Origin of the sequence: Candidatus Accumulibacter similis, assembly GCA_013347225.1 — a bacterium.
In the GTDB taxonomy this organism is placed as follows: domain Bacteria; phylum Pseudomonadota; class Gammaproteobacteria; order Burkholderiales; family Rhodocyclaceae; genus Accumulibacter; species Accumulibacter similis.
This window is the reverse complement of record CP054595.1, coordinates 3,157,295-3,175,121: the sequence shown is the minus strand read 5'-3', so window position 1 is coordinate 3,175,121 and position 17,827 is coordinate 3,157,295. Positions and strand designations below refer to the sequence as shown.

The 17,827-nt window shown below is 67.5% G+C and carries 17 protein-coding genes; 12 read left to right on the top strand and 5 right to left on the bottom strand.

The annotated features are described in order from the left end of the window. The first annotated feature begins 18 nt into the window (after nucleotides 1–18). The 11 genes from HT579_13940 to HT579_13890 all read left to right on the top strand — a co-directional run bounded on the left by HT579_13940 (nucleotide 19) and on the right by HT579_13890 (nucleotide 11,394). Nucleotides 19–1,923, top strand: coding sequence for a DUF262 domain-containing protein (locus tag HT579_13940; protein QKS29919.1), 1,905 nt, complete (start codon nucleotides 19–21; stop codon nucleotides 1,921–1,923). Continuing rightward, the gene (locus HT579_13935) at nucleotides 1,920–2,297 is read left to right on the top strand and encodes a type I restriction-modification system subunit M N-terminal domain-containing protein (protein QKS29918.1); all 378 of its coding nucleotides are present in this window, start codon (nucleotides 1,920–1,922) and stop codon (nucleotides 2,295–2,297) included. Before HT579_13940 ends, HT579_13935 begins: the two co-directional genes overlap by 4 nt. Then, a complete protein-coding gene (locus tag HT579_13930) occupies nucleotides 2,291–3,367 on the top strand; it encodes a DUF1016 domain-containing protein (protein QKS29917.1) in 1,077 nt (358 codons plus the stop codon). Before HT579_13935 ends, HT579_13930 begins: the two co-directional genes overlap by 7 nt. Continuing rightward, on the top strand, nucleotides 3,364–3,507 hold the full coding sequence (locus tag HT579_13925) for a hypothetical protein (protein ID QKS29916.1): 144 nt from the start codon (nucleotides 3,364–3,366) through the stop codon (nucleotides 3,505–3,507). Before HT579_13930 ends, HT579_13925 begins: the two co-directional genes overlap by 4 nt. Next, on the top strand, nucleotides 3,504–5,000 hold the full coding sequence (locus HT579_13920) for an SAM-dependent DNA methyltransferase (protein ID QKS29915.1): 1,497 nt from the start codon (nucleotides 3,504–3,506) through the stop codon (nucleotides 4,998–5,000). The genes HT579_13925 and HT579_13920 overlap by 4 nt, the downstream gene beginning before the upstream one ends. Before the next feature lie 156 nt (nucleotides 5,001–5,156). Continuing rightward, nucleotides 5,157–6,125: a hypothetical protein gene (locus HT579_13915; protein QKS29914.1), complete on the top strand. Its 969-nt coding sequence runs from the start codon at nucleotides 5,157–5,159 to the stop codon at nucleotides 6,123–6,125. 93 nt (nucleotides 6,126–6,218) lie between these two features. Then, nucleotides 6,219–6,881, top strand: a complete 663-nt coding sequence (locus HT579_13910) for a transcriptional regulator (GenBank protein QKS29913.1) — start codon at nucleotides 6,219–6,221, stop codon at nucleotides 6,879–6,881. After that, nucleotides 6,865–7,293, top strand: a complete 429-nt coding sequence (locus HT579_13905) for a hypothetical protein (GenBank protein ID QKS29912.1) — start codon at nucleotides 6,865–6,867, stop codon at nucleotides 7,291–7,293. The genes HT579_13910 and HT579_13905 overlap by 17 nt, the downstream gene beginning before the upstream one ends. Nucleotides 7,294–7,500: 207 nt before the next feature. After that, entirely contained in the window at nucleotides 7,501–9,666 is a 2,166-nt protein-coding gene (locus HT579_13900; protein QKS29911.1) for a thioredoxin family protein, read from the top strand. Nucleotides 9,667–9,792: 126 nt separating this feature from the next. Beyond that, complete coding sequence (locus HT579_13895; GenBank protein QKS29910.1) at nucleotides 9,793–10,389, top strand: redoxin domain-containing protein; 597 nt, start codon at nucleotides 9,793–9,795, stop codon at nucleotides 10,387–10,389. Nucleotides 10,390–10,602: 213 nt separating this feature from the next. Then, entirely contained in the window at nucleotides 10,603–11,394 is a 792-nt protein-coding gene (locus tag HT579_13890; protein QKS29909.1) for a PEP-CTERM sorting domain-containing protein, read from the top strand. A 450-nt stretch (nucleotides 11,395–11,844) separates the two neighbouring features. Here HT579_13890 and HT579_13885 read toward each other — a convergent pair whose 3' ends face one another. From HT579_13885 to HT579_13865, 5 genes are all read right to left on the bottom strand, one after another. Further along, on the bottom strand, nucleotides 11,845–12,273 hold the full coding sequence (locus HT579_13885; protein QKS29908.1) for a hypothetical protein: 429 nt from the start codon (nucleotides 12,271–12,273) through the stop codon (nucleotides 11,845–11,847). Between the two features lie 22 nt (nucleotides 12,274–12,295). Next, nucleotides 12,296–13,534 carry an MFS transporter gene (locus HT579_13880; GenBank protein QKS29907.1) on the bottom strand — a complete coding sequence of 413 codons (1,239 nt, stop codon included), beginning with the start codon at nucleotides 13,532–13,534 and terminating at the stop codon, nucleotides 12,296–12,298. A 40-nt stretch (nucleotides 13,535–13,574) separates the two neighbouring features. Further along, nucleotides 13,575–14,054 carry a copper chaperone PCu(A)C gene (locus HT579_13875; GenBank protein QKS29906.1) on the bottom strand — a complete coding sequence of 160 codons (480 nt, stop codon included), beginning with the start codon at nucleotides 14,052–14,054 and terminating at the stop codon, nucleotides 13,575–13,577. Between the two features lie 63 nt (nucleotides 14,055–14,117). Next, nucleotides 14,118–14,753, bottom strand: a complete 636-nt coding sequence (locus tag HT579_13870; GenBank protein QKS29905.1) for an SCO family protein — start codon at nucleotides 14,751–14,753, stop codon at nucleotides 14,118–14,120. Between the two features lie 16 nt (nucleotides 14,754–14,769). Continuing rightward, nucleotides 14,770–15,237: a hypothetical protein gene (locus tag HT579_13865; protein ID QKS29904.1), complete on the bottom strand. Its 468-nt coding sequence runs from the start codon at nucleotides 15,235–15,237 to the stop codon at nucleotides 14,770–14,772. 257 nt (nucleotides 15,238–15,494) lie between these two features. On the opposite strand from HT579_13865, the gene nosZ reads away from it, so the two are divergent. After that, complete coding sequence (gene nosZ, locus HT579_13860; GenBank protein QKS29903.1) at nucleotides 15,495–17,792, top strand: Sec-dependent nitrous-oxide reductase; 2,298 nt, start codon at nucleotides 15,495–15,497, stop codon at nucleotides 17,790–17,792. The last annotated feature ends 35 nt before the right edge of the window (nucleotides 17,793–17,827 follow it).

Sequence of the window (17,827 nt, the reverse complement as noted above, 5' to 3'; positions counted from 1 at the left end):
TACCAGAGGAAGCACCAGATGGCCGGCACCACGTTCCAGACCAACCCCTACGACCTGCACAAGCTGCTGGAGGACTGCCACCGCGGCGCGCTGCAGTTGCCCGACTTCCAGCGCAGCTGGGTGTGGGACGAAGACCGCATCAAGAGCCTGATCGCCTCGGTGTCGCGTGCGTTCCCGGTGGGCGCGCTGATGACGCTGGACAGCGGCGGCCAGGTGAACTTCAAGCCCCGGCCGGTCGAAGGGGCGCCGCCAGAGGCGCGGCAGGCCACGCCGCAGTCGCTGCTGCTGGACGGCCAGCAGCGCATGACCTCGCTCTACCAGGTCACGCTGCGGGGCAAGGTGGTCGAGACGGTCACGCCCAAGAACAAGAAAGTCAGGCGCTGGTTCTACATCGACATCCGCAAGGCGCTGGACGCCGCGGTCGACCGCGAGGAGTGCATCGTCGGCGTGCCCGAGGACCGTGTGATCCGCACGGACTTCGGCCGCGAGGTGGTGACCGACCTCTCGTCGCCCGAGAAGGAGTACGCCGAGCTGATGTACCCGGTGTCACAGGTGTTCGACTGGGACCGCTGGCAGGACGGTTTCGACAAGTACTGGCGCGGCGACGAGAACGAGGCAGTGCGCGAGACCTTCCGCAGCTTCAAGCGTCAGGTGCTGGAGAACTTCAAGTACTACCGCGTGCCGTTGATCTCGCTCGACCGCTCGACGTCCAAGGAGGCGGTGTGCGTGGTGTTCGAGAAGGTCAACACCGGCGGCAAGCCGCTCGACGCGTTCGAGTTGGTGACGGCCATGTACGCGGCCGACGGGCACGAACTGCGCAAGGACTGGTACGGCGACGAAACCGCCAAAGGGCGGCACCGCCGATTCGTGGACACGATGCGGCCCGCGGACTCCGAGGCCGGCATCATCGCCGGCGTCGGCAACACGGATTTCCTGCAGGCTATCTCGCTCTTCCATACGCGCGAACGGCGGCGCGAGGCAGAGCAGGCGGGCAAGCAGGGCAAGGAGCTGCCGGCCGTCACCGGTAACCGGCAGGCGCTGCTGAACCTGCCGCTGGCGGCCTACAAGCAGTACGAGAAGCAGGTGGAGCACGGCTTCGTGCAGGCGGCGAAGTTCCTGCACATGTTGCACATCTACCGCATCTTCGACGTGCCCTACCAGTCGCAGATCGTGCCGCTAGCGATTGTCATTGCCGACATCGGCGATGCCTGGGAACACGATGCGTACCGGGCCAAGCTCGTGCGCTGGTACTGGAACGGCGTGTTCGGCGAGCTTTACGGCGCAGCGGTGGAGTCGCGCATCGCGCGCGACTTCATGGAAGTGCCTGCGTGGTTGAAGGGCGGCCCCGAGCCCTCGACCGTGAGCGAGACCATCTTCCGCGCCGACCGGCTGAAGACGATGCGCATGCGCCTCTCAGCCGCCTATAAGGGCATCAACGCGCTGTTGATGAAGGAAGGGGCGCAGGACTTCCGATCCGGCCAGAAGTTCGACCACACGGTGTTTTTCGGCGAAAACGTCGACATTCACCACATCTTTCCGCAGGACTGGTGCAAGAAGGAAGGCATCAAGCCGGCGGTGTACGACTCGATCATCAACAAGACGCCGCTGTCGTTCCGCACGAACCGGATCATTGGTGGTGTGGCGCCGTCCCAGTACCTGGCGAAGCTGGAAAAGGGCGACAGCGCGACGCCGGCCATCGACCCCACGAGGCTGGACGGTTTTCTGCGCTCACATCTCATAGACCCGGCTACCGTGCGACGCAATCGCTTCGATGCCTTCATGGCCGATCGGCAGAAGCAGCTGCTGCGCCTGATCGAGCAGGCGACTGGCAAGCCCGCGTATGCCGGCGAGGTGGCCGAAGAAGGCGAGGACGTCCAGGGCGATGAGGAATCGGTCGAGGCCGAGATGACGATCGCCAGATGAGCAGCACTTTGCTCGTCCAGAAACTCTGGAACTACTGCAACGTCCTGCGCGACGACGGCATGAGCTACGGCGACTACGTCGAGCAGCTCACCTACCTGCTGTTCCTGAAGATGGCGGACGAGCGCAGCAGCCCGCCGTACCACCAGCCGAGCCCCATCCCCGCGGCTTACTCCTGGCCCGCGCTGCTCGCCAGGGACGGCGATGCGCTGTTTGACCACGACCGCCACACGCTGGAAGAGCTGGGCAGGCAGCCGGGCACGCTGGCGCTGATCTTCGGCAAGGCGCAGAACAAGCTCCAGGACCCGGCCAAGCTGCGGCGCGTGGGGCCGCCTGGGGCCGGTGCCTCGTATTTCGGGAGCCTGATCGGATGGTGACTCGGAAGGCTACTAGCAGCAAGTCCGCCAAGGCTGACTCGGTCGGCAATGCGCTGATCGCCGATATCCGCCGCCTCGTCGCCGATGCGCGATCGCATGTGGCCGCAACGGCCAATGCGACGCTGACGCTGCTCTACTGGCGCATCGGCCGCCGTATTCATGCCGATGTGCTGACCGGAGACCGCGCCGCCTACGGCGAGCACATTGTCGTATCGCTGTCGCGACAATTGGAGACTGAGTATGGCAGCAGCTTTGGCGAGAAGAACCTGCGCCGGATGATCCAGTTTGCGCAGGTCTTCCCAGACGAGAAGATGGTCGTATCGCTGATACGAGAATTGAGCTGGTCGCACTTCCTCGCGCTGCTGCCGCTGAAGGAGCCGCTGCAACGCGAGTTCTACGCCGAGATGTGCCGCGCCCAGCGCTGGAGCGTGCGCACGCTGCGCGACAAGATCGGCGGCATGCTCTACGAGCGCACGGCGCTGTCGCGCAAGCCAGCCGATCTGGCGCGCATGGAGCTGGCCGCGCTGCGCGACGAAGACCGTGTCTCCACCGATCTGGTGCTGCGCGATCCCTACCTGCTCGACTTCCTCGGCCTGAAGGACACCTACCAGGAGAAGGATCTCGAGGCCGCCATCCTGCGTGAGATGGAGCGCTTCATCCTGGAGCTGGGCAGCGGCTTCGCGTTTCTGGCTCGGCAGAAGCGCATCACGGTCGACGACGAGGACTTCTACCTCGACCTGCTGTTCTACCAGCGCGACCTTAGGCGGTTGGTGGTGGTGGAACTGAAGCTCGATCGCTTTCGCCCCGAACACAAGGGACAGATGGAGCTGTACCTGCGCTGGCTGGACAAGTACGAACGCAAGGCGGGCGAGGAGCCTCCCATCGGCATCATCCTGTGCACCGGGAAGGACCGCGGACGCATCGAGCTTCTGGAACTCGACAAGACCGGCATCCACGTTGCCGAATACCTGACCGTGCTGCCGCCCAAGGAGGTGCTGCAACGCAAGCTGCGGGAAGCCGCAGCGGTATCACGGGCGCACCTCGAGAACCAGCGCACCGAAGACGAATGAACACTTCCACCCTCGTCCAGAAGCTCTGGAACCACTGCAACGGCCCACGGCTCGGACAGAGCATCGCCGGTGCGACGGCACGCGAGCAAGCAGGTGCTCGCGAGCAATCCCGGCTCACCCTGCGCCGCGACGACAAATGAACTCCGCGACTCTGGTTCAGAAACTGTGGAACTACTGCAACGTCCTGCGCGACGACGGGATGAGCTATGGCGACTACGTCGAGCAGCTCACCTACCTGCTGTTCCTCAAGATGGCAGACGAGCGTAGCCGTTCGCCGTACCACCAGCCCAGCCCCATCCCCACGCCCTACGCCTGGCCCGCGCTGCTGGCCCGCGACGGCGATGCGTTGTTCGACCACTACCGCCACACGCTGGAAGAGCTAAGCAGGCAGCCGGGGACGCTGGCACTGATCTTCGGCAAGGCGCAGAACAAGTTCCAGGATCCGGCCAAGCTGCGGCGGGTGATCGTCGACCTGATCGACGCCGAGGACTGGTCGGCGATGGGGGCCGACGTGAAGGGCGACGCCTACGAGGGCCTGCTGGAGAAGAACGCGCAGGACACCAAGTCCGGCGCCGGCCAGTACTTCACGCCGCGCGCGCTGATCCAGGCGATGGTGGACTGCATCGCGCCCAGGCCCGGCGAGCTGATCTGCGACCCGGCCTGCGGCACCGGCGGCTTTCTGTTCACCGCGCACCAGTACCTCGCGCACCATTACCCCAACCTCACCCGCGACGAGAAGCGCCATCTCAAGGAAGGCGCCTTCCGCGGCTGGGAGCTGGTGCAGGCGACCGCGCGCGTGTGTGCGATGAACCTGATGCTGCACGGCATCGGCTCGGAGAAGAGTGTCCCCGTCAGGGTGGCCGACGCGCTGGCGGCCGACCCCGGCGAGCGCTTCGACGTGGTGCTGGCCAACCCACCCTTCGGCAAGAAGTCCAGCACGATGATCGTCGGCGAGGACGGCAGGACCTCCACCGAGAAGGACATCGTCGAGCGCGATGACTTCTGGGCCACCACCAGCAACAAGCAGCTCAACTTCGTGCAGCACATCAAGACGCTGCTCAAGCCCCACGGCCGCGCCGCCGTGGTGGTGCCCGACAACGTGCTGTTCGAAGGCGGCGCCGGCGAGACCATCCGCCGCAAGCTGATGCACGAGTGCGATGTGCACACCCTGCTGCGCCTGCCCACGGGCCTGTTCTACGCGCAGGGCGTGAAGGCCAACGTGATCTTCTTCGACAAGAAGCCGGCCAGCGAGACGCCGTGGACCCGAAAGCTCTGGATCTACGACCTGCGCACCAACAAGCACTTCACGCTGAAGACCAACCCGCTGAAGCGGGCGGATCTCGACGAGTTCGTGGCGCTCTACAACCCGGCCAACCGGCACCGGCGCCAGGCGACGTGGAGTGCCGAGAACCCGGCCGGGCGCTGGCGCGTGTACGAGCACGACGAGCTGGTGGCGCGCGACAAGGTGAGCCTCGACATCTTCTGGCTCAAGGACGAGAGCCTCGCCGACAGCGACAACCTGCCGCCGCCGGAGGTCATCGCGCAGGAGATCGTGGACGATCTGGAGGCTGCGCTGGAGCAGTTCCGGCTGATCGCCGCCGACCTGAACGGGGCTCGCCCGGAGGAGCAATGATCGGCTTCGAAGCCGGCTACTTCAGTCCACCGCTCACTTCCGCCGAAATGAAGCTAGCTTCGCGCGAGGGATGGATACTCGGGGTGCGCTGAGGGGGAACCTTGCTGGCCGATATGCGAGGATAGCGGTGCTGATGCCGGGGAACAACACAGAAAAATGAACATCCGCCTGCTTCTCTTGCCGCTCTTCGCCTGCCTCGTCCCGGCGGCCGGTGGCACGTGGGCGACCCCGGTGCCGGTGCCCGAAGCGCGCACGCCGCATGCCAGCGTGGCCCTCGTCGCCGAACAGGTGACGGCGGCCCGTGGCATGACGACTTGGGTGGGCCTGCGCTTCCGCCTGCAGCCGCGCTGGCACATCTACTGGCAAGACCCCGGCGATTCGGGATGCCCGCCGAGCATTGCCCGGGAACTCCCCGGTGGTGTTGGCGCCGGCGACATCCGCTGGCCGACCCCCAAGCGTCTGCCCGTCGGTCCGCTGACCAACTTCGGCCATACGGGCGAGGTGACGCTGGCGGTACCGATCAGCGTTCCCGCGGCCTTCGCGGCCGGCGAACTGCGGCTGCTGGCGCGCGCGCTGGCTGGTCTGCGAGGAAGTGTGCATTCTCGAATCGGCGACGCTCGCGCTCCCGCTGCCGGTGTCGGCCGTCCCCCGCCCCGACCCGGCGCGGGTCGCCGCCTCTTCGCCGAAGCGCGGGCGCGCTGGCCGGCGGTCGCAGCGCCCGCCGGCTGGCGGCTGTCGGCGGCGCGACACAACAGCGGCGTCAGCCTGCGCCTCGAGACGCCGTCGGCGGTCGTCATCGACGCGGCGAGCTTCTTTCCCTTCGACGAAGAACTGATGGATGCGGCAGCGGAGCAGACGCTGCAGCGGCAGGGCCAGGCGCAGGTGCTCGAGCTGCGCGCGGCCGCCGTGCCGGTCGCGCCCTGGACCCGCCTTGCGGGCGTGCTGGTCGTGCAGGCTGCGGGAGCAGGCAGCGGCGGGCCTGGCCAGTCGTTCGTCGTCGAGCTGCCGCTGGCCGCCGCGGTGACGGCCCGCTCATCTCCGGCCTTGTCGGCCGGTCAGGCGCCCGCCGGGGTTGAACGGGCTTCGCCAGCGGGCCGGTCGAAGCCGGGGTCGATACAAACCTGAAGCGCGCGCAGGCGCTGCGGCAGGGCGTTCTGGCCATGGCGTTCAGGGTCCCATGACGCCCGTGCCGCGGCTGGCCAGGGAACCGGCACGCGAATGCCCAATTCGGGTATGATCATGCCCATTATGGGTATGAGCAAGAAGGCGGCGACGCCCCCGGGAAATCTGCGCTCGACCAGCCTCGCCGACGCACTGTTCTCCGGCACGCAGCAGCGCGTGCTGGCGTGGCTGTTCGGCCAGCCCGAGCGCAGCTTCTACGCCACCGAGTTGATCGGCCTGGCGGGCGCCGGCTCCGGTGCCGTGCAGCGCGAGTTGGCACGTCTGGCGCAGAGCGGTCTCGTGACCGTGCGCACCGTGGGCAACCAGAAGCACTACCAGGCCAATTCCAAGGCGCCGATCTACGCCGAGTTGTGCGGCATCGTGAAGAAGACGGTGGGACTGGCCGGGCCCCTGGGCGATGCGCTGGCGCCGATCGCCGCGCGCATCCGGGCAGCCTTCGTGTACGGGTCGATCGCCAGGCGCGAAGACACGGCGTCCAGCGACATCGACCTGATGTTGGTCAGCGACGACCTTGCCTACTCCGACCTGTACGCGGAGTTGGAGGCCGTGGGTAGCCGGCTCGGCCGCACCGTCAACCCGACGATCTACACGCCGCAGGAACTGGCCAGGCGCGTCGAGCGCAAGGATGCGTTCGTGACGCGTGTGCTCGCGCAACCCAAGTTGTGGCTGATCGGAGGCGAAGATGCCCTCGGCCGTTGAAAGCCTCTGCGGTCCCGGCAAGCCGCTGAAGGCGGAGCCGCCCGACGCCAACGAGTTTGCCGGCCTCAAGCGCTCGGGTCTGGCGCGGCTGAGGGACGCGGGCATCCCCACGCTATCGCTCGAGAGCCGCTTCGACCTCGGCTACAACGCGGCGCATGCGTTGTGGTCGGCCGCGCTGCGCTGGCACGGCTATCGCTCCAGCAACCGTTACATCGTCTTCCAGTTGCTGCCACACGCGCTGGAGCTGGGCCCGGAGGTCTGGCGCGTGCTCTCCAAGTGCCACGAACTGCGCAACCTGGGCGAGTACGAAGGCGATCTCAACATCGACGAGCGCATCGTGACCGACCTGCTCGCCGCGTGCCGGATCGTGGCGGAGAAGGTCAAGGCCCTGTCGCCGATTGCCGCGCCATGAATGCGGCCATCCTCGCCCGCCAGCTCTGGAACGACTACCACGGCCCACGGCCCGGACGGCGCCTCGCCGGTTCGCCGGCACGCGAGCACGCAGGTGCCCGCGTCAAACGCCCGGCACCGGGAACCTGCTGACCGACCCGCTCGCCGATGGAACCACGGCGACGACCCGATGGTCGATCGGCAACGCTGCACCGAACAAGACAGGAAAATGACCCTCCGCCTGCTTCTCTTGCTGCTCTTCGCCTGTCTCGTCCCGCCGGCTGGCGGCGCGTGGGCGACCACGGCGCCGGCGGCCGAAGCGCGCACGCCGCATGCCAGCGTGGTCCTCGTCGCCGAACAGGCGACGGCGGCCCGTGGTGCGACGACATGGGTGGGCCTGCGTTTCCGCCTGCAGCCGAACTGGCACATCTATTGGCAAAACCCCGGCGATTCCGGGTACCCGCCGAGCATTGCCTGGGAACTGCCCCGCGGTGTCAGCGCCGGCGACATCCGCTGGCCGACCCCCGAGCGTCTGCCCGTCGGTCCGCTGACCAACTTCGGGCATACGGGTGAGGTGACGCTGGCCGTACCGATCAGCGTTCCCGCAGCCTACGCGGCCGGCGAGCTGCCGTTGCTGGCGCGCGTGCGCTGGCTGGTCTGCGAGGACGTGTGCATTCCCGAGTCGGCGACGCTCGCGCTCACGCTGCCGGTGTCGGCCGTCGCCCGCCCCGACCCGGCGCGGGTCGCCGCCTTCGCCGAAGCGCGGGCGCGCTGGCCGGCGGTCGCAGCGCCCGCCGGCTGGCGGCTGTCGGCGGCGCGACACGACAGCGGCGCCAGCCTGCGCCTCGAGACGCCGTCGGCGGTCGTCATCGACGCGGCGAGCTTCTTTCCCTTCGACGAAGGCCTGATGGACGCGGCAGCGGAACAGAAACTGCATCGGCAGGGGGAGGAGCAGGTGCTCGAGCTGCGCGCGGCGGCCGTGCCGGTCGCGCCCTGGAGTCGCCTTGCGGGCGTGCTGGTCGTGCAGGCTGCGGGAGCAGGCACCGGGCCCCGCCAGTCGTTCGTCGTCGACCTGCCGCTGGCCACGGCGGCGGCGTCCCGCTCATCTCCGGCCTCGGCGGCCGGGCGGGCGCCCGCCGGGGTTGGCACGGCCTCGGCAGCGGACGGGTCGCTGCCGTTTCTCGTCGTCGTCCTGCTGGCGCTTGCCGGCGGCGCTCTGCTCAACCTGATGCCGTGCGTCTTCCCGGTGCTGTCGATCAAGCTGCTGGCGCTGATGCAGCACGAGGACGAGCCGTTTCCGGCGCGCCAGCATGCGCTGCTGTACAGCGCGGGAGTCGTTGGCTCGTTCCTCGCGCTCGCCGCACTGCTGCTCGCGCTGCGTGCCGCCGGTGCGTCGCTGGGTTGGGGGTTCCAGTTGCAGTCGCCGGTCGTCATCGGCCTGCTGGCGATGCTGTTCTTCGCTCTTGGCCTGTCGCTGTCCGGAGCGCTGCCGATCGGCAGCATCGCGGCAGACGTTCCGGGCACCTGGCGCCGCCGCCATCCGAAGGTCGACGCCCTGGCCTCGGGCGGCCTGGCGGTGCTCGTCGCCTCGCCGTGTACCGGGCCGTTCATGGGCGCGGCGCTCGGCGCCGCACTGACGCTGCCGGCGGCGCAGACGCTGCTCGTCTTCGCCGCGCTCGGAATCGGCATGGCGCTGCCTTTCGCGCTGCTCGTCCGCCATCCGGCGCTGCGTCGCTGGCTGCCTCGACCCGGGCCGTGGATGGAGCGGCTGAAGGAGTTTCTCGCGCTGCCGCTCTACGCCACCGTCGTCTGGCTCGGCTGGGTGCTCGCCGAGCAGATCGGCACGACGGCCGTGCTCACCCTGGGTTGCGGGCTGCTCGCCGTCGGCTTGCTCGCCTGGTCGCTGCGGCTTGCCGGCTGGCGGCGCCGCGGCGTCGCGACGCTGGCGCTGCTGGCGGCGCTGGCCGCCGCCTTGTGGCCGGCATTGCCGGTTGGCGACGGCGTTGCGCCGGGCGCCCGCCAGACGCATACGGGCGACACCTGGCAGCCGTGGACGCCAGCGGCCCTGGCGACCGCGCGGGCCAGCCAGCGACCGGTGTTCGTCGATTTCACCGCCGCCTGGTGCGTCACCTGTCAGCTCAACAAGCGGCTCGTCCTCGAGCGCAGCGAGGTGCTCGCCGCCTTCGCCAGCGCCGATGCCGTGCTGCTGCGCGCCGACTGGACCCGTCAGGATCCGGCGATCACCGCCGAACTCGCCCGCCTGGAGCGAGGTGGCGTTCCCGTCTATGCCCTGTACCCGCCGTCGGGCGAGGTCACGCTGATGCCGGAGATCCTCTCACCGACAATGGTGATCGACGCCCTCCGACCGTATCGCCGACCAGCCGGCGACACCTGAGATGCGCGGAGAACTGGCGAGGAAGACGTGGCGGGTGGATGCGGATGCACGGCGCGGGCGGGCAAGGTGCAGAGCGGCCGCGCCGACGATATATCATGTGCAACCCCTGACCCTCTGGAGACCTCGATGAAAACACGCGCGTTTCTCCCCCTTCTCGGACTGGGCTTCGCGCTCGCCGCGCACGCCGTCGCTCCCGGCGACACGGCGCCCGGCTTCACGGTCGTCGAGCTTGGCGGCAAGACGCTGACGCTCGATTCGCTCAAGGGTCGCTGGGTCGTCCTCGAGTGGACCAACCCCGAGTGCCCGTTCGTCCAGAAGCACTACGGATCCGGCAACATGCAGGCGACCCAGAAGTTCGCCGCCGACAACCGGATCGTCTGGGTGCAGCTCAACTCGACCAGCCCGCGGCACAAGGATCACCATTCGCCAGCGCGGATGCGCGACTGGAACGTGGCGATGAAGGCGGTGCCCGCGAGCGCGGCGCTCGACGAGAGCGGTTCCGCCGGACAGGCCTACGGTGCGAAGACGACACCGCATCTGTACCTGATCGATCCGGCCGGCAAGGTGGTCTACAACGGCGCCATCGACGACCGGCGCTCGGCCGACCCGGCGGACATTCCCGGTGCACGCAACCACATCCGCATGGCGATGGCCGAGGTACTCGCCGGCAAACCGGTGTCGGTCGCCGCGACGACGCCGTACGGTTGTTCGATCAAGTACTGAGCGCCCCGCGGCATGCACTCGCGGTTCCCGGGATCAGCGCGAGACGCGATGGGCCGATTCGCATGCGGCTCCCCCTGTGGTCAGAACACGCTGTCGAAAAATCTTACACCGCGCCTGTTCGAGTCAATGCAAGCGATTGAAGCGTAAAGGAAACGATTTGTGGCATGAAATGTGCTTTTCGACAGTTACGAAACCAACCATCCGGAGCTTTTCATGAAACTGAACCGCATTTTGCTTGCCGCCATGCTGGCTCTCAGCGCCACGGCCACCCAGGCCAGCGTCCTCCTGTACTCGCAGAATTTCGAGAACCCGGACCTGGTCGCTTTCAATGCCAATACCGGGTTCGGCGGCAAGGATGCCAGCTTCTCCAGCGTCAACGACATTTACGCCAACCAGCCAGCCGGCTTCACCTTCGCGCAGCAGTGGACGGTGGAGACCCTGCGTGTCGGTGGCAGCCAGGCTTGGGGCGGCGCGGGCTTCCAGGATCCACAGAGCAGGGCAGGCAGCTACGTGATTGGCATGCTCTCGAGCGCCAACGATGATCGTCTGGGCCTGTCCTTCAACATCGGAGCTTACAAGTTCTTCAACTTCCAGCTCGACATTTCGTCGATCGACCTGGACTTCTGGGGTGGCCCTTTCGTGCCGACGGGTGGGCTGGCGCCTTCCTTCCGCCTGTCGCTGTATGACAATCCGACCGGCGTTGCCAATGTGGGCACCGCGACCCTGCTCGATTCCGTCGACATCACCGGCGTGCTGTCCTCGGCACCGAACGTGTTCAACTGGACCAACCACATCGTCGGCCTGAATACGACCGGCAACACCAACGGCAACGTCACCCTGGTCATCGACGAACTGGTTGGCGGCTACTCCGCGCTCGACAACTTCAGGATCGTCGCCTCCGATACGCAGGGCGATGTCGGGCAGGTGCCGGAACCGGCTGCTCTGGCGTTGCTCGGTATGGGTATGGCCGCTCTCGGGCTTTCCCGCCGCCGTCGCCACGCCTGACAAGCGCTCCCGTCCAACGACGACGGCGACCTTGGTCGCCGTCGTCGCTTCAGGACCTGGTTTCACGCGTGATCCGGATTGCCGGCAAGTGGCGGTGGCGAGACGGAGATCCAGCGCGCGAAGGAGCAGGAAGGTCTCGCTGAAACGCGCGAGGGTGAAGGCGGCGCCGGGCGCGACGATGTCACCCGCCGGGCGGGCGACCCGCGTCGGTGGCATTGGCCAGCGGGCCGTCAGGCGCTGGCCGACCTGTCGACTCAGGGATCGATGCGCGTTCCCAGCACCTGCACGACCATGAGGGTCTCCTTGGTTGGGGTGGCGCCGCTGTGATCGGGCGCTGCGGCGGGACCCGGCGCAGTCCGGCTGCGAGGCCCCGCGCGATCGATCGTTGCGGCCTGGCCAAGCATAAAGGATAGTCGCGAGGCGGTCGACGGCCCGACGACAATGTGCCGCTCATGCGCCGTGCAAGCCGGCGACTGCCGGCGATGTCGCCGCCTTGGTCATCGCCGGGACCTGCAGATGCTCGCTGCACGGTTCGCCAGGGAAACGCCTGCGGAACGGCACCAGACCGTCGTGATCGGGATGGATTCCGGTGGCGACATGGCGCACGGCAAGGGCATCGGTGCTCATGCGCGTCCGCTTCGACAGGCCAAGGCGGCCAATCACCTCGACGGATCGCCGTCGTTGCCGGCTGAATCGCGCCGGAAGTGGCGCGAGGCCATCCATGCCGGGCAAGCGGGAGTTGATCGGCAGCAGGTCCGACACGGCCGGCCCGGCGGAAGTTGCCGGCGCACGCCACCACATCCGCACGGCGATGACCGATGTGCCCGCCGGCAAACCGGTGTCAATCGCCGCGGCGACGCCGTACGGTTGCTCGCTCAAGTACTGGGTGTCGACGGCAGCACTACGCGGGTCCGGCGGCGGCAGAGCCCTGCGGACGGTAGAGCAGCACCCCGAGCGCCGCTACGGCGGCGAACGCGCCGCCGGCGCTGAAGGTTGCCGCGGCACCGAAGGTGCTCCACAGCCATCCGGCGACGACGCTCGCCAGCAGCAGTGCGCCGCCCGTCACCATATTGAAGATGCCGAACGCCGTTGCCCGCAGTGACTCGGGCGCCGCATCGGCGACGAGTTTGGCGAGCAGCCCCTGCGTCAGCGCCATGTGCAGTCCCCAGAGCGCCGCGCCGACGAAAACGGTGGCGGGCGATTCGGCGAGCGCCAGAACGACGTCGGCGGCCACCAGGACGCCGAGTCCCGGCACGAGCAGCGTGCGCGCCGGCAGCCGGTCGGCGATGTCGCCGGCCGGGTAGGCAAGCGCGGCGTAGACGGCGTTCATCGCGATCAGGATTGCCGGCACGTGGGCGGCGGCGAGACCGAGATCATGCGCGCGGAGAAGCAGGAAGGCCTCGCTGAAGCGCGCGAGGGTGAAGACCGCGCCGAGCGTGACGATCAGCCAGAAGTGCCGGGGCAGGCTCCTGCCGAGTTGCAGCCGCAGGCGGTCGCGGGGCGCGCTCGTGGCGGGTGGCGATCGTGGCTCGCGCAGCGCGAGCGCCAGCAGCACCGCGACGAACGCGGGTACGACCGCCATCCAGAGCACGCGACGGATGTCGCTTGCCAGCGAGAGCATGAAGACGATCGCGAGCAGCGGACCGAGAAAGGCACCGGCGGAGTCGAGGGCCTGGCGCAGGCCGTAGGCGGCGCCCCTTTGCCGTGCCGGCACGAGATCGGCGACGAGCGCGTCGCGCGGAGCGCCCCGGATTCCCTTGCCGATGCGATCGACGAAGCGCGCCGCGAAGACCAGGTCGATCGTCGAGGCGAGCGGGAACGCCGGTTTGCTGACGGCACCGAGGCCGTAGCCGAGCACGACGAGCAGCTTGCGCTTGCGGAAACGGTCACTGATGGCGCCCGAAAAGACCTTGGCGATTGCCGCCGTCGCTTCGGCGATGCCTTCGACGATGCCGATCGCCAGCATCGACGTGCCGAGGACGCCTGCCATGAAGATCGGCAGCAGACAATGGACCAGCTCGGACGAGATGTCCATGAACATCGAAACCATCCCGAGCAGCCAGATGCTCTTCGGCAACGAGCGATAGCGGCCGCCGGTGGCTGCAGCCGCCGCGGGCTTGCTGGCGTCCGGTCCGGTCATGACTCCGCTCCCTGCGGTTCGCCTGCCGGCAGCCCGGCGATCAATGCTTGCCGGGCGCAGCCGGCGGCTCTGCTGCGAGCGCCGGTTGCGGTCTCCTGACCGGAACCTCCAGCTGCTGCGTGCTGCCGTCGTCGAAGCGCAGCGTCAGCGGCACGTGTTCTCCCTCCCGCAGCGGCTGCCTGAGGCCGATCAGCATGACGTGCTGGCCGCCGGAGCGGAGCTCGGCGCGACCGCCGGCCGGGATGTCGATCGCCGCGATCTGCCGCATGCGCATGACGCCGTGGTCGTCGATGTGGGTGTGCAGCTCGACCGTCCGCGCCATCGGGCTTGCCGCCTGCAGCAGCCGGCGGTCACTGCCGCTGCGGTTGCTGATGCTCATGAAGGCCAGCGAGTTGGGTGTGCCCGGCGGCATCAGCCGGACGTGGGCGTCGCTGACGACGAGGCCGCTGTCGGCGGCAGTGGCGCCGACGGGCAACAGCAGCAGCGCGGCGAGGGCGAGGACTGCAGGGTGCGAAGGCATTTGCGGCATCTCCTGTCGATCGTGCGGGCGGTGCTGCCGACGGCGGCGGCCGATGGGGCGGTTTCAGCGGGCGTCGCCTGCCGACAGTTGCTGGCGGACGAAAGCGACGATCTGCGCCGGCGACGAGGCGTGCGGCAGGCTGCCGGCGAGCCGCCCCCGCTGGTCGACGACGTAGGTCGCCGACGAATGGTCGACGGCGTAGTTGCCCTCGGCGTGCGCCGGCTGCTTCTGGTAGCTCGAGCCGTAGGCGGTGGCGACGGCGGCGATCTGCTCGCGTGAGCCGCTGAGGCCGATCAGCGCCGGGTGGAAGAAGGGCGCGTATTCCTTGAGCCGCGCCGGCGTGTCGCGCTCCGGGTCAACCGAGATGAAGATCGCCTGCACGCGCTCGCGCTCGGCCGCTTCGAGATCGGCGAGCGCCTGCGCCAGCAACGACAGCGAGGTCGGGCAGACGTCGGGGCACCAGGTGTAGCCGAAGTAGATCAGCACCACCTTGCCGCGGTAGTCGGCGAGCGCCACCGGCCCCTGGGGCCCCTGCAGGACGAAATCGCCGCCCGTCGGTGCGATGGCGGGCGGCAGCTGCCCGTGCGGCACGATCTTCTCGACCGGGCGCTGCGGTACCGGCTCCCAGAACACGGCGAGATACAGCAGGGCGGCGGCGAGCAGCGCGATGAGGGCGATCAGGAATCCTCTGGTCCGCATGCCCGCTGCGACTCCTTCAGTTGCCGCTGACGAAGCGGAAGGGGACGGCGACCAGCGCCTTGCCGTCATCGACGAGGACGGTCGCCTCCCACTCCATGCTGCCGGTGATGCACACCGGCAGGCTGGCCTGGCCGGTGAAGCGGGCGCTGTTGCCAGCCTGCGCTGCGAGCAGCGGCCGGTTGTAGCCCATCTTCATCGCGGTACCCGCGAGATCGACCTCGACGCGGCGCACAGCGATGCCGCGGAAGCTCGCCTGCAGTTGCAGCGGCCGCAACGCCGGAATCGGCCGTGGCTCGATCGAGAACTCCATCTGGCCGCCGTCGGGCAGCGTCGCGACGCAGGGGTTGTGGTTGAGGTTGCAGCTCGACAGCGGCAGCACGATGTCGGTCTTCGGCTGCAGCAGTGGCGCCAGCTTGTAGGCGACGACGCCGAGAACGGCGAGGGCGAGCAGGATGGCGATGTCGAGCAGCAGGTTCTTGGTCATCAGCAGCGGGCAGGGTGGGGCATGCGGCCGGGTCGCGGGCGGGGCTGCATTATCGCTCACCGGCGGGCATCGGGGTGCGCAGTACGCGCTCGACGTTCGATGCTGCCACGCGGCAGGATGGTCGAAATTTAACCCAGCTCAAATTATCGGGCGGCGCCAGTGGCCACAATGTGCGACATATTGCCGCAGCGGCAGCCGGACGCACGACGGTCGATGTGGGCAAGAGTGGCACCCATCTGATCAAAGGGAGAGTGATAATGAAAATGCGTACCAGGCAAGTCGCGCCGATGCTGATCGCAGCGGGGCTCGGCTGTGCGGCGGTCGGCAGCCTGCAGGCGGCCGAGTCGCTGCAGGATGTGATGAAGCGTCGCAGCCTTTCGCAGCAGGACATCCTGGCTGCGGCCAAGACCTACGTACCCACCGGCAAGCGCGACGAGTTCGTCGCCTTCTCGTCCGGCGGCCAGTCCGGGCAGGTGATCGTCTATGGCATCCCCTCGATGCGCATTCTCAAGTACATCGGTGTGTTCACTCCCGAGCCCTGGCAGGGCTACGGCTTCGACGAAAGCTCGAAAGCCATCCTGGCGCAGGGCCGGATCGACGGCAAGGAAATCACCTGGGGCGACACGCACCACCCGGCGATCTCGGAGACGCAGGGCAAGTACGACGGCCAGTTCCTGTTCATCAACGACAAGGCGAACCCGCGGCTGGCGGTGATCGACCTGCGCGACTTCGAGACCAAGCAGATCGTCGTCAACCCGATCTTCAAGTCCGAACACGGTGGTGCCTTCGTCACGCCGAACACCGAGTACGTGATCGAGGCGGCGCAGTATGCGGCACCGCTGGAGAACAAGAAGTTCTTCCCGCTCGAGGAGTTCAACGAGAAGTACCGCGGCGGCGTCACCTACTGGAAGTTCGACCGCAAGGAGGGCCGCATCAATCCGAAGCAGTCGTTCTCGATCGAACTGCCGCCCTACAGCCAGGACCTGTCCGACGCCGGCAAGGGGCCGTCCGACGGCTGGTCGTTCACCAACTCGTTCTGCAGCGAGCGTTACGTCGGCGGCATCGAGAAGGGCCGGCCGCCCTATGAAGCCGGCTGCTCGGCGAAGGACACCGACTACCTGCATGTGATCAACTGGAAGAAGGCTGCCGAGCTGGTTGCCGCCGGCAGGGCGAAGAAGATCAACGGTCACGACGTGTTGATGATGGACACGGCGGTGAAGGAGGGCGTGCTCTTCCTGGTGCCCGAACCGAAGTCGCCGCACGGCGTCGATGTCACTCCCGACGGCAAGTTCATCACCGTTTCCGGCAAGCTCGACACGCACGTCTCGGTCTACTCGTTCGAGAAGATCCAGGCGGCGATCAAGGCCGGCAAGTTCGAATCGACGGATCCCTACGGCATCCCGGTGATCGGCATGAAGGATGCGCTGCACACGCAGGTACAGCTCGGCCTCGGCCCGCTGCACACGCAGTACGACGCGAAACCGTGCGTCGCCTACACTTCGCTCTACGTCGACTCGCAGGTCGTCAAGTGGAACTTCTGCGAAGGCAAGGTGCTCGACAAGATCAGCGTGCACTACAACATCGGCCACCTGATGACGATGGAGGGTGACTCGGTCGATCCCAAGGGCCGTTACCTGGTGGCGCTGAACAAGCTGGCGATCGACCGCTTCGTGCCGGTCGGCCCGCTGCATCCGCAGAACCACCAGCTGATCGACATCAGCGAAGACAAGATGCAACTCCTCTACGACATGCCGCTGCCGCTCGGCGAGCCGCACTACGTCGTCGCCATCGAAGCCAGCAAGCTGAAGCCCGGCGTTCGCTACAAGGTCGGTACCGACAGCCGTACCGACAAGCCGCACCCGGGTGCCGTCCGTGCCGGCGAGGAGAAGATCGTCAAGAAGGGCAACAGGGTCGAAGTCTTCGGTACGTTGATCCGCTCGCACATCACGCCGGAAACGATCGAGGTGGACGTCGGTGACGAGGTGATCATCAACCTCACCAACCTCGAACGGGCGCAGGACGAGACGCACGGCTTCACGGTATCGACCTACAACGTCCATGCCTCGGTCGAGCCGGGCAAGACCGTGCAGGTGAAGTTCAAGGCCGACAAGGAAGGCGTCTATCCGTACTACTGCACCGAGTTCTGCTCGGCGCTGCACCTCGAGATGCAGGGTTACCTGCTGGTCAAGCCGAAGGGCTGGAAGCCGACCAAGACCTCGACCGCGGCCGGCGCGAACTACACCGAGGCGGACTACAAGACGCAGTTGAAGAAGGTTGCCGACACGCAGGCGGTGATCGACTCGGTGGTCGGCTACATCACCAGCGTCAACTACAAGGACTTCCCGGACGTCGTCGCGATGATGGATGATGCGGTCGACCAACTCGGGAAGATCAAGGAAGCCAAGGCGAAGGCCGACGAGGCGGCGGCGAAGAAGGACTGGAACAACGCCGCGTTGTGGACCGAGCAGATCTGGCAGTACCAGGTCAAGGCGGCCGACCTCGGGCTGCGGGCGAAGACCTACCTCGAGCAGAACGGCGCCAAGAAGATCAAGTAGTCGGCCTCGTTGATCGGACTCAAGGCAACTCGACG

Coding starts and splice junctions, on each gene's coding strand:
- HT579_13940 (QKS29919.1), top strand. CDS start 19: ATGGCCGGCACCACGTTCCAGACCAACCCCTACGACCTGCACAAGCTG.
- HT579_13935 (QKS29918.1), top strand. CDS start 1,920: ATGAGCAGCACTTTGCTCGTCCAGAAACTCTGGAACTACTGCAACGTC.
- HT579_13930 (QKS29917.1), top strand. CDS start 2,291: ATGGTGACTCGGAAGGCTACTAGCAGCAAGTCCGCCAAGGCTGACTCG.
- HT579_13925 (QKS29916.1), top strand. CDS start 3,364: ATGAACACTTCCACCCTCGTCCAGAAGCTCTGGAACCACTGCAACGGC.
- HT579_13920 (QKS29915.1), top strand. CDS start 3,504: ATGAACTCCGCGACTCTGGTTCAGAAACTGTGGAACTACTGCAACGTC.
- HT579_13915 (QKS29914.1), top strand. CDS start 5,157: ATGAACATCCGCCTGCTTCTCTTGCCGCTCTTCGCCTGCCTCGTCCCG.
- HT579_13910 (QKS29913.1), top strand. CDS start 6,219: ATGCCCAATTCGGGTATGATCATGCCCATTATGGGTATGAGCAAGAAG.
- HT579_13905 (QKS29912.1), top strand. CDS start 6,865: ATGCCCTCGGCCGTTGAAAGCCTCTGCGGTCCCGGCAAGCCGCTGAAG.
- HT579_13900 (QKS29911.1), top strand. CDS start 7,501: ATGACCCTCCGCCTGCTTCTCTTGCTGCTCTTCGCCTGTCTCGTCCCG.
- HT579_13895 (QKS29910.1), top strand. CDS start 9,793: ATGAAAACACGCGCGTTTCTCCCCCTTCTCGGACTGGGCTTCGCGCTC.
- HT579_13890 (QKS29909.1), top strand. CDS start 10,603: ATGAAACTGAACCGCATTTTGCTTGCCGCCATGCTGGCTCTCAGCGCC.
- HT579_13880 (QKS29907.1), bottom strand. CDS start 13,534: ATGACCGGACCGGACGCCAGCAAGCCCGCGGCGGCTGCAGCCACCGGC.
- HT579_13875 (QKS29906.1), bottom strand. CDS start 14,054: ATGCCTTCGCACCCTGCAGTCCTCGCCCTCGCCGCGCTGCTGCTGTTG.
- HT579_13870 (QKS29905.1), bottom strand. CDS start 14,753: ATGCGGACCAGAGGATTCCTGATCGCCCTCATCGCGCTGCTCGCCGCC.
- HT579_13865 (QKS29904.1), bottom strand. CDS start 15,237: ATGACCAAGAACCTGCTGCTCGACATCGCCATCCTGCTCGCCCTCGCC.
- nosZ (QKS29903.1), top strand. CDS start 15,495: ATGAAAATGCGTACCAGGCAAGTCGCGCCGATGCTGATCGCAGCGGGG.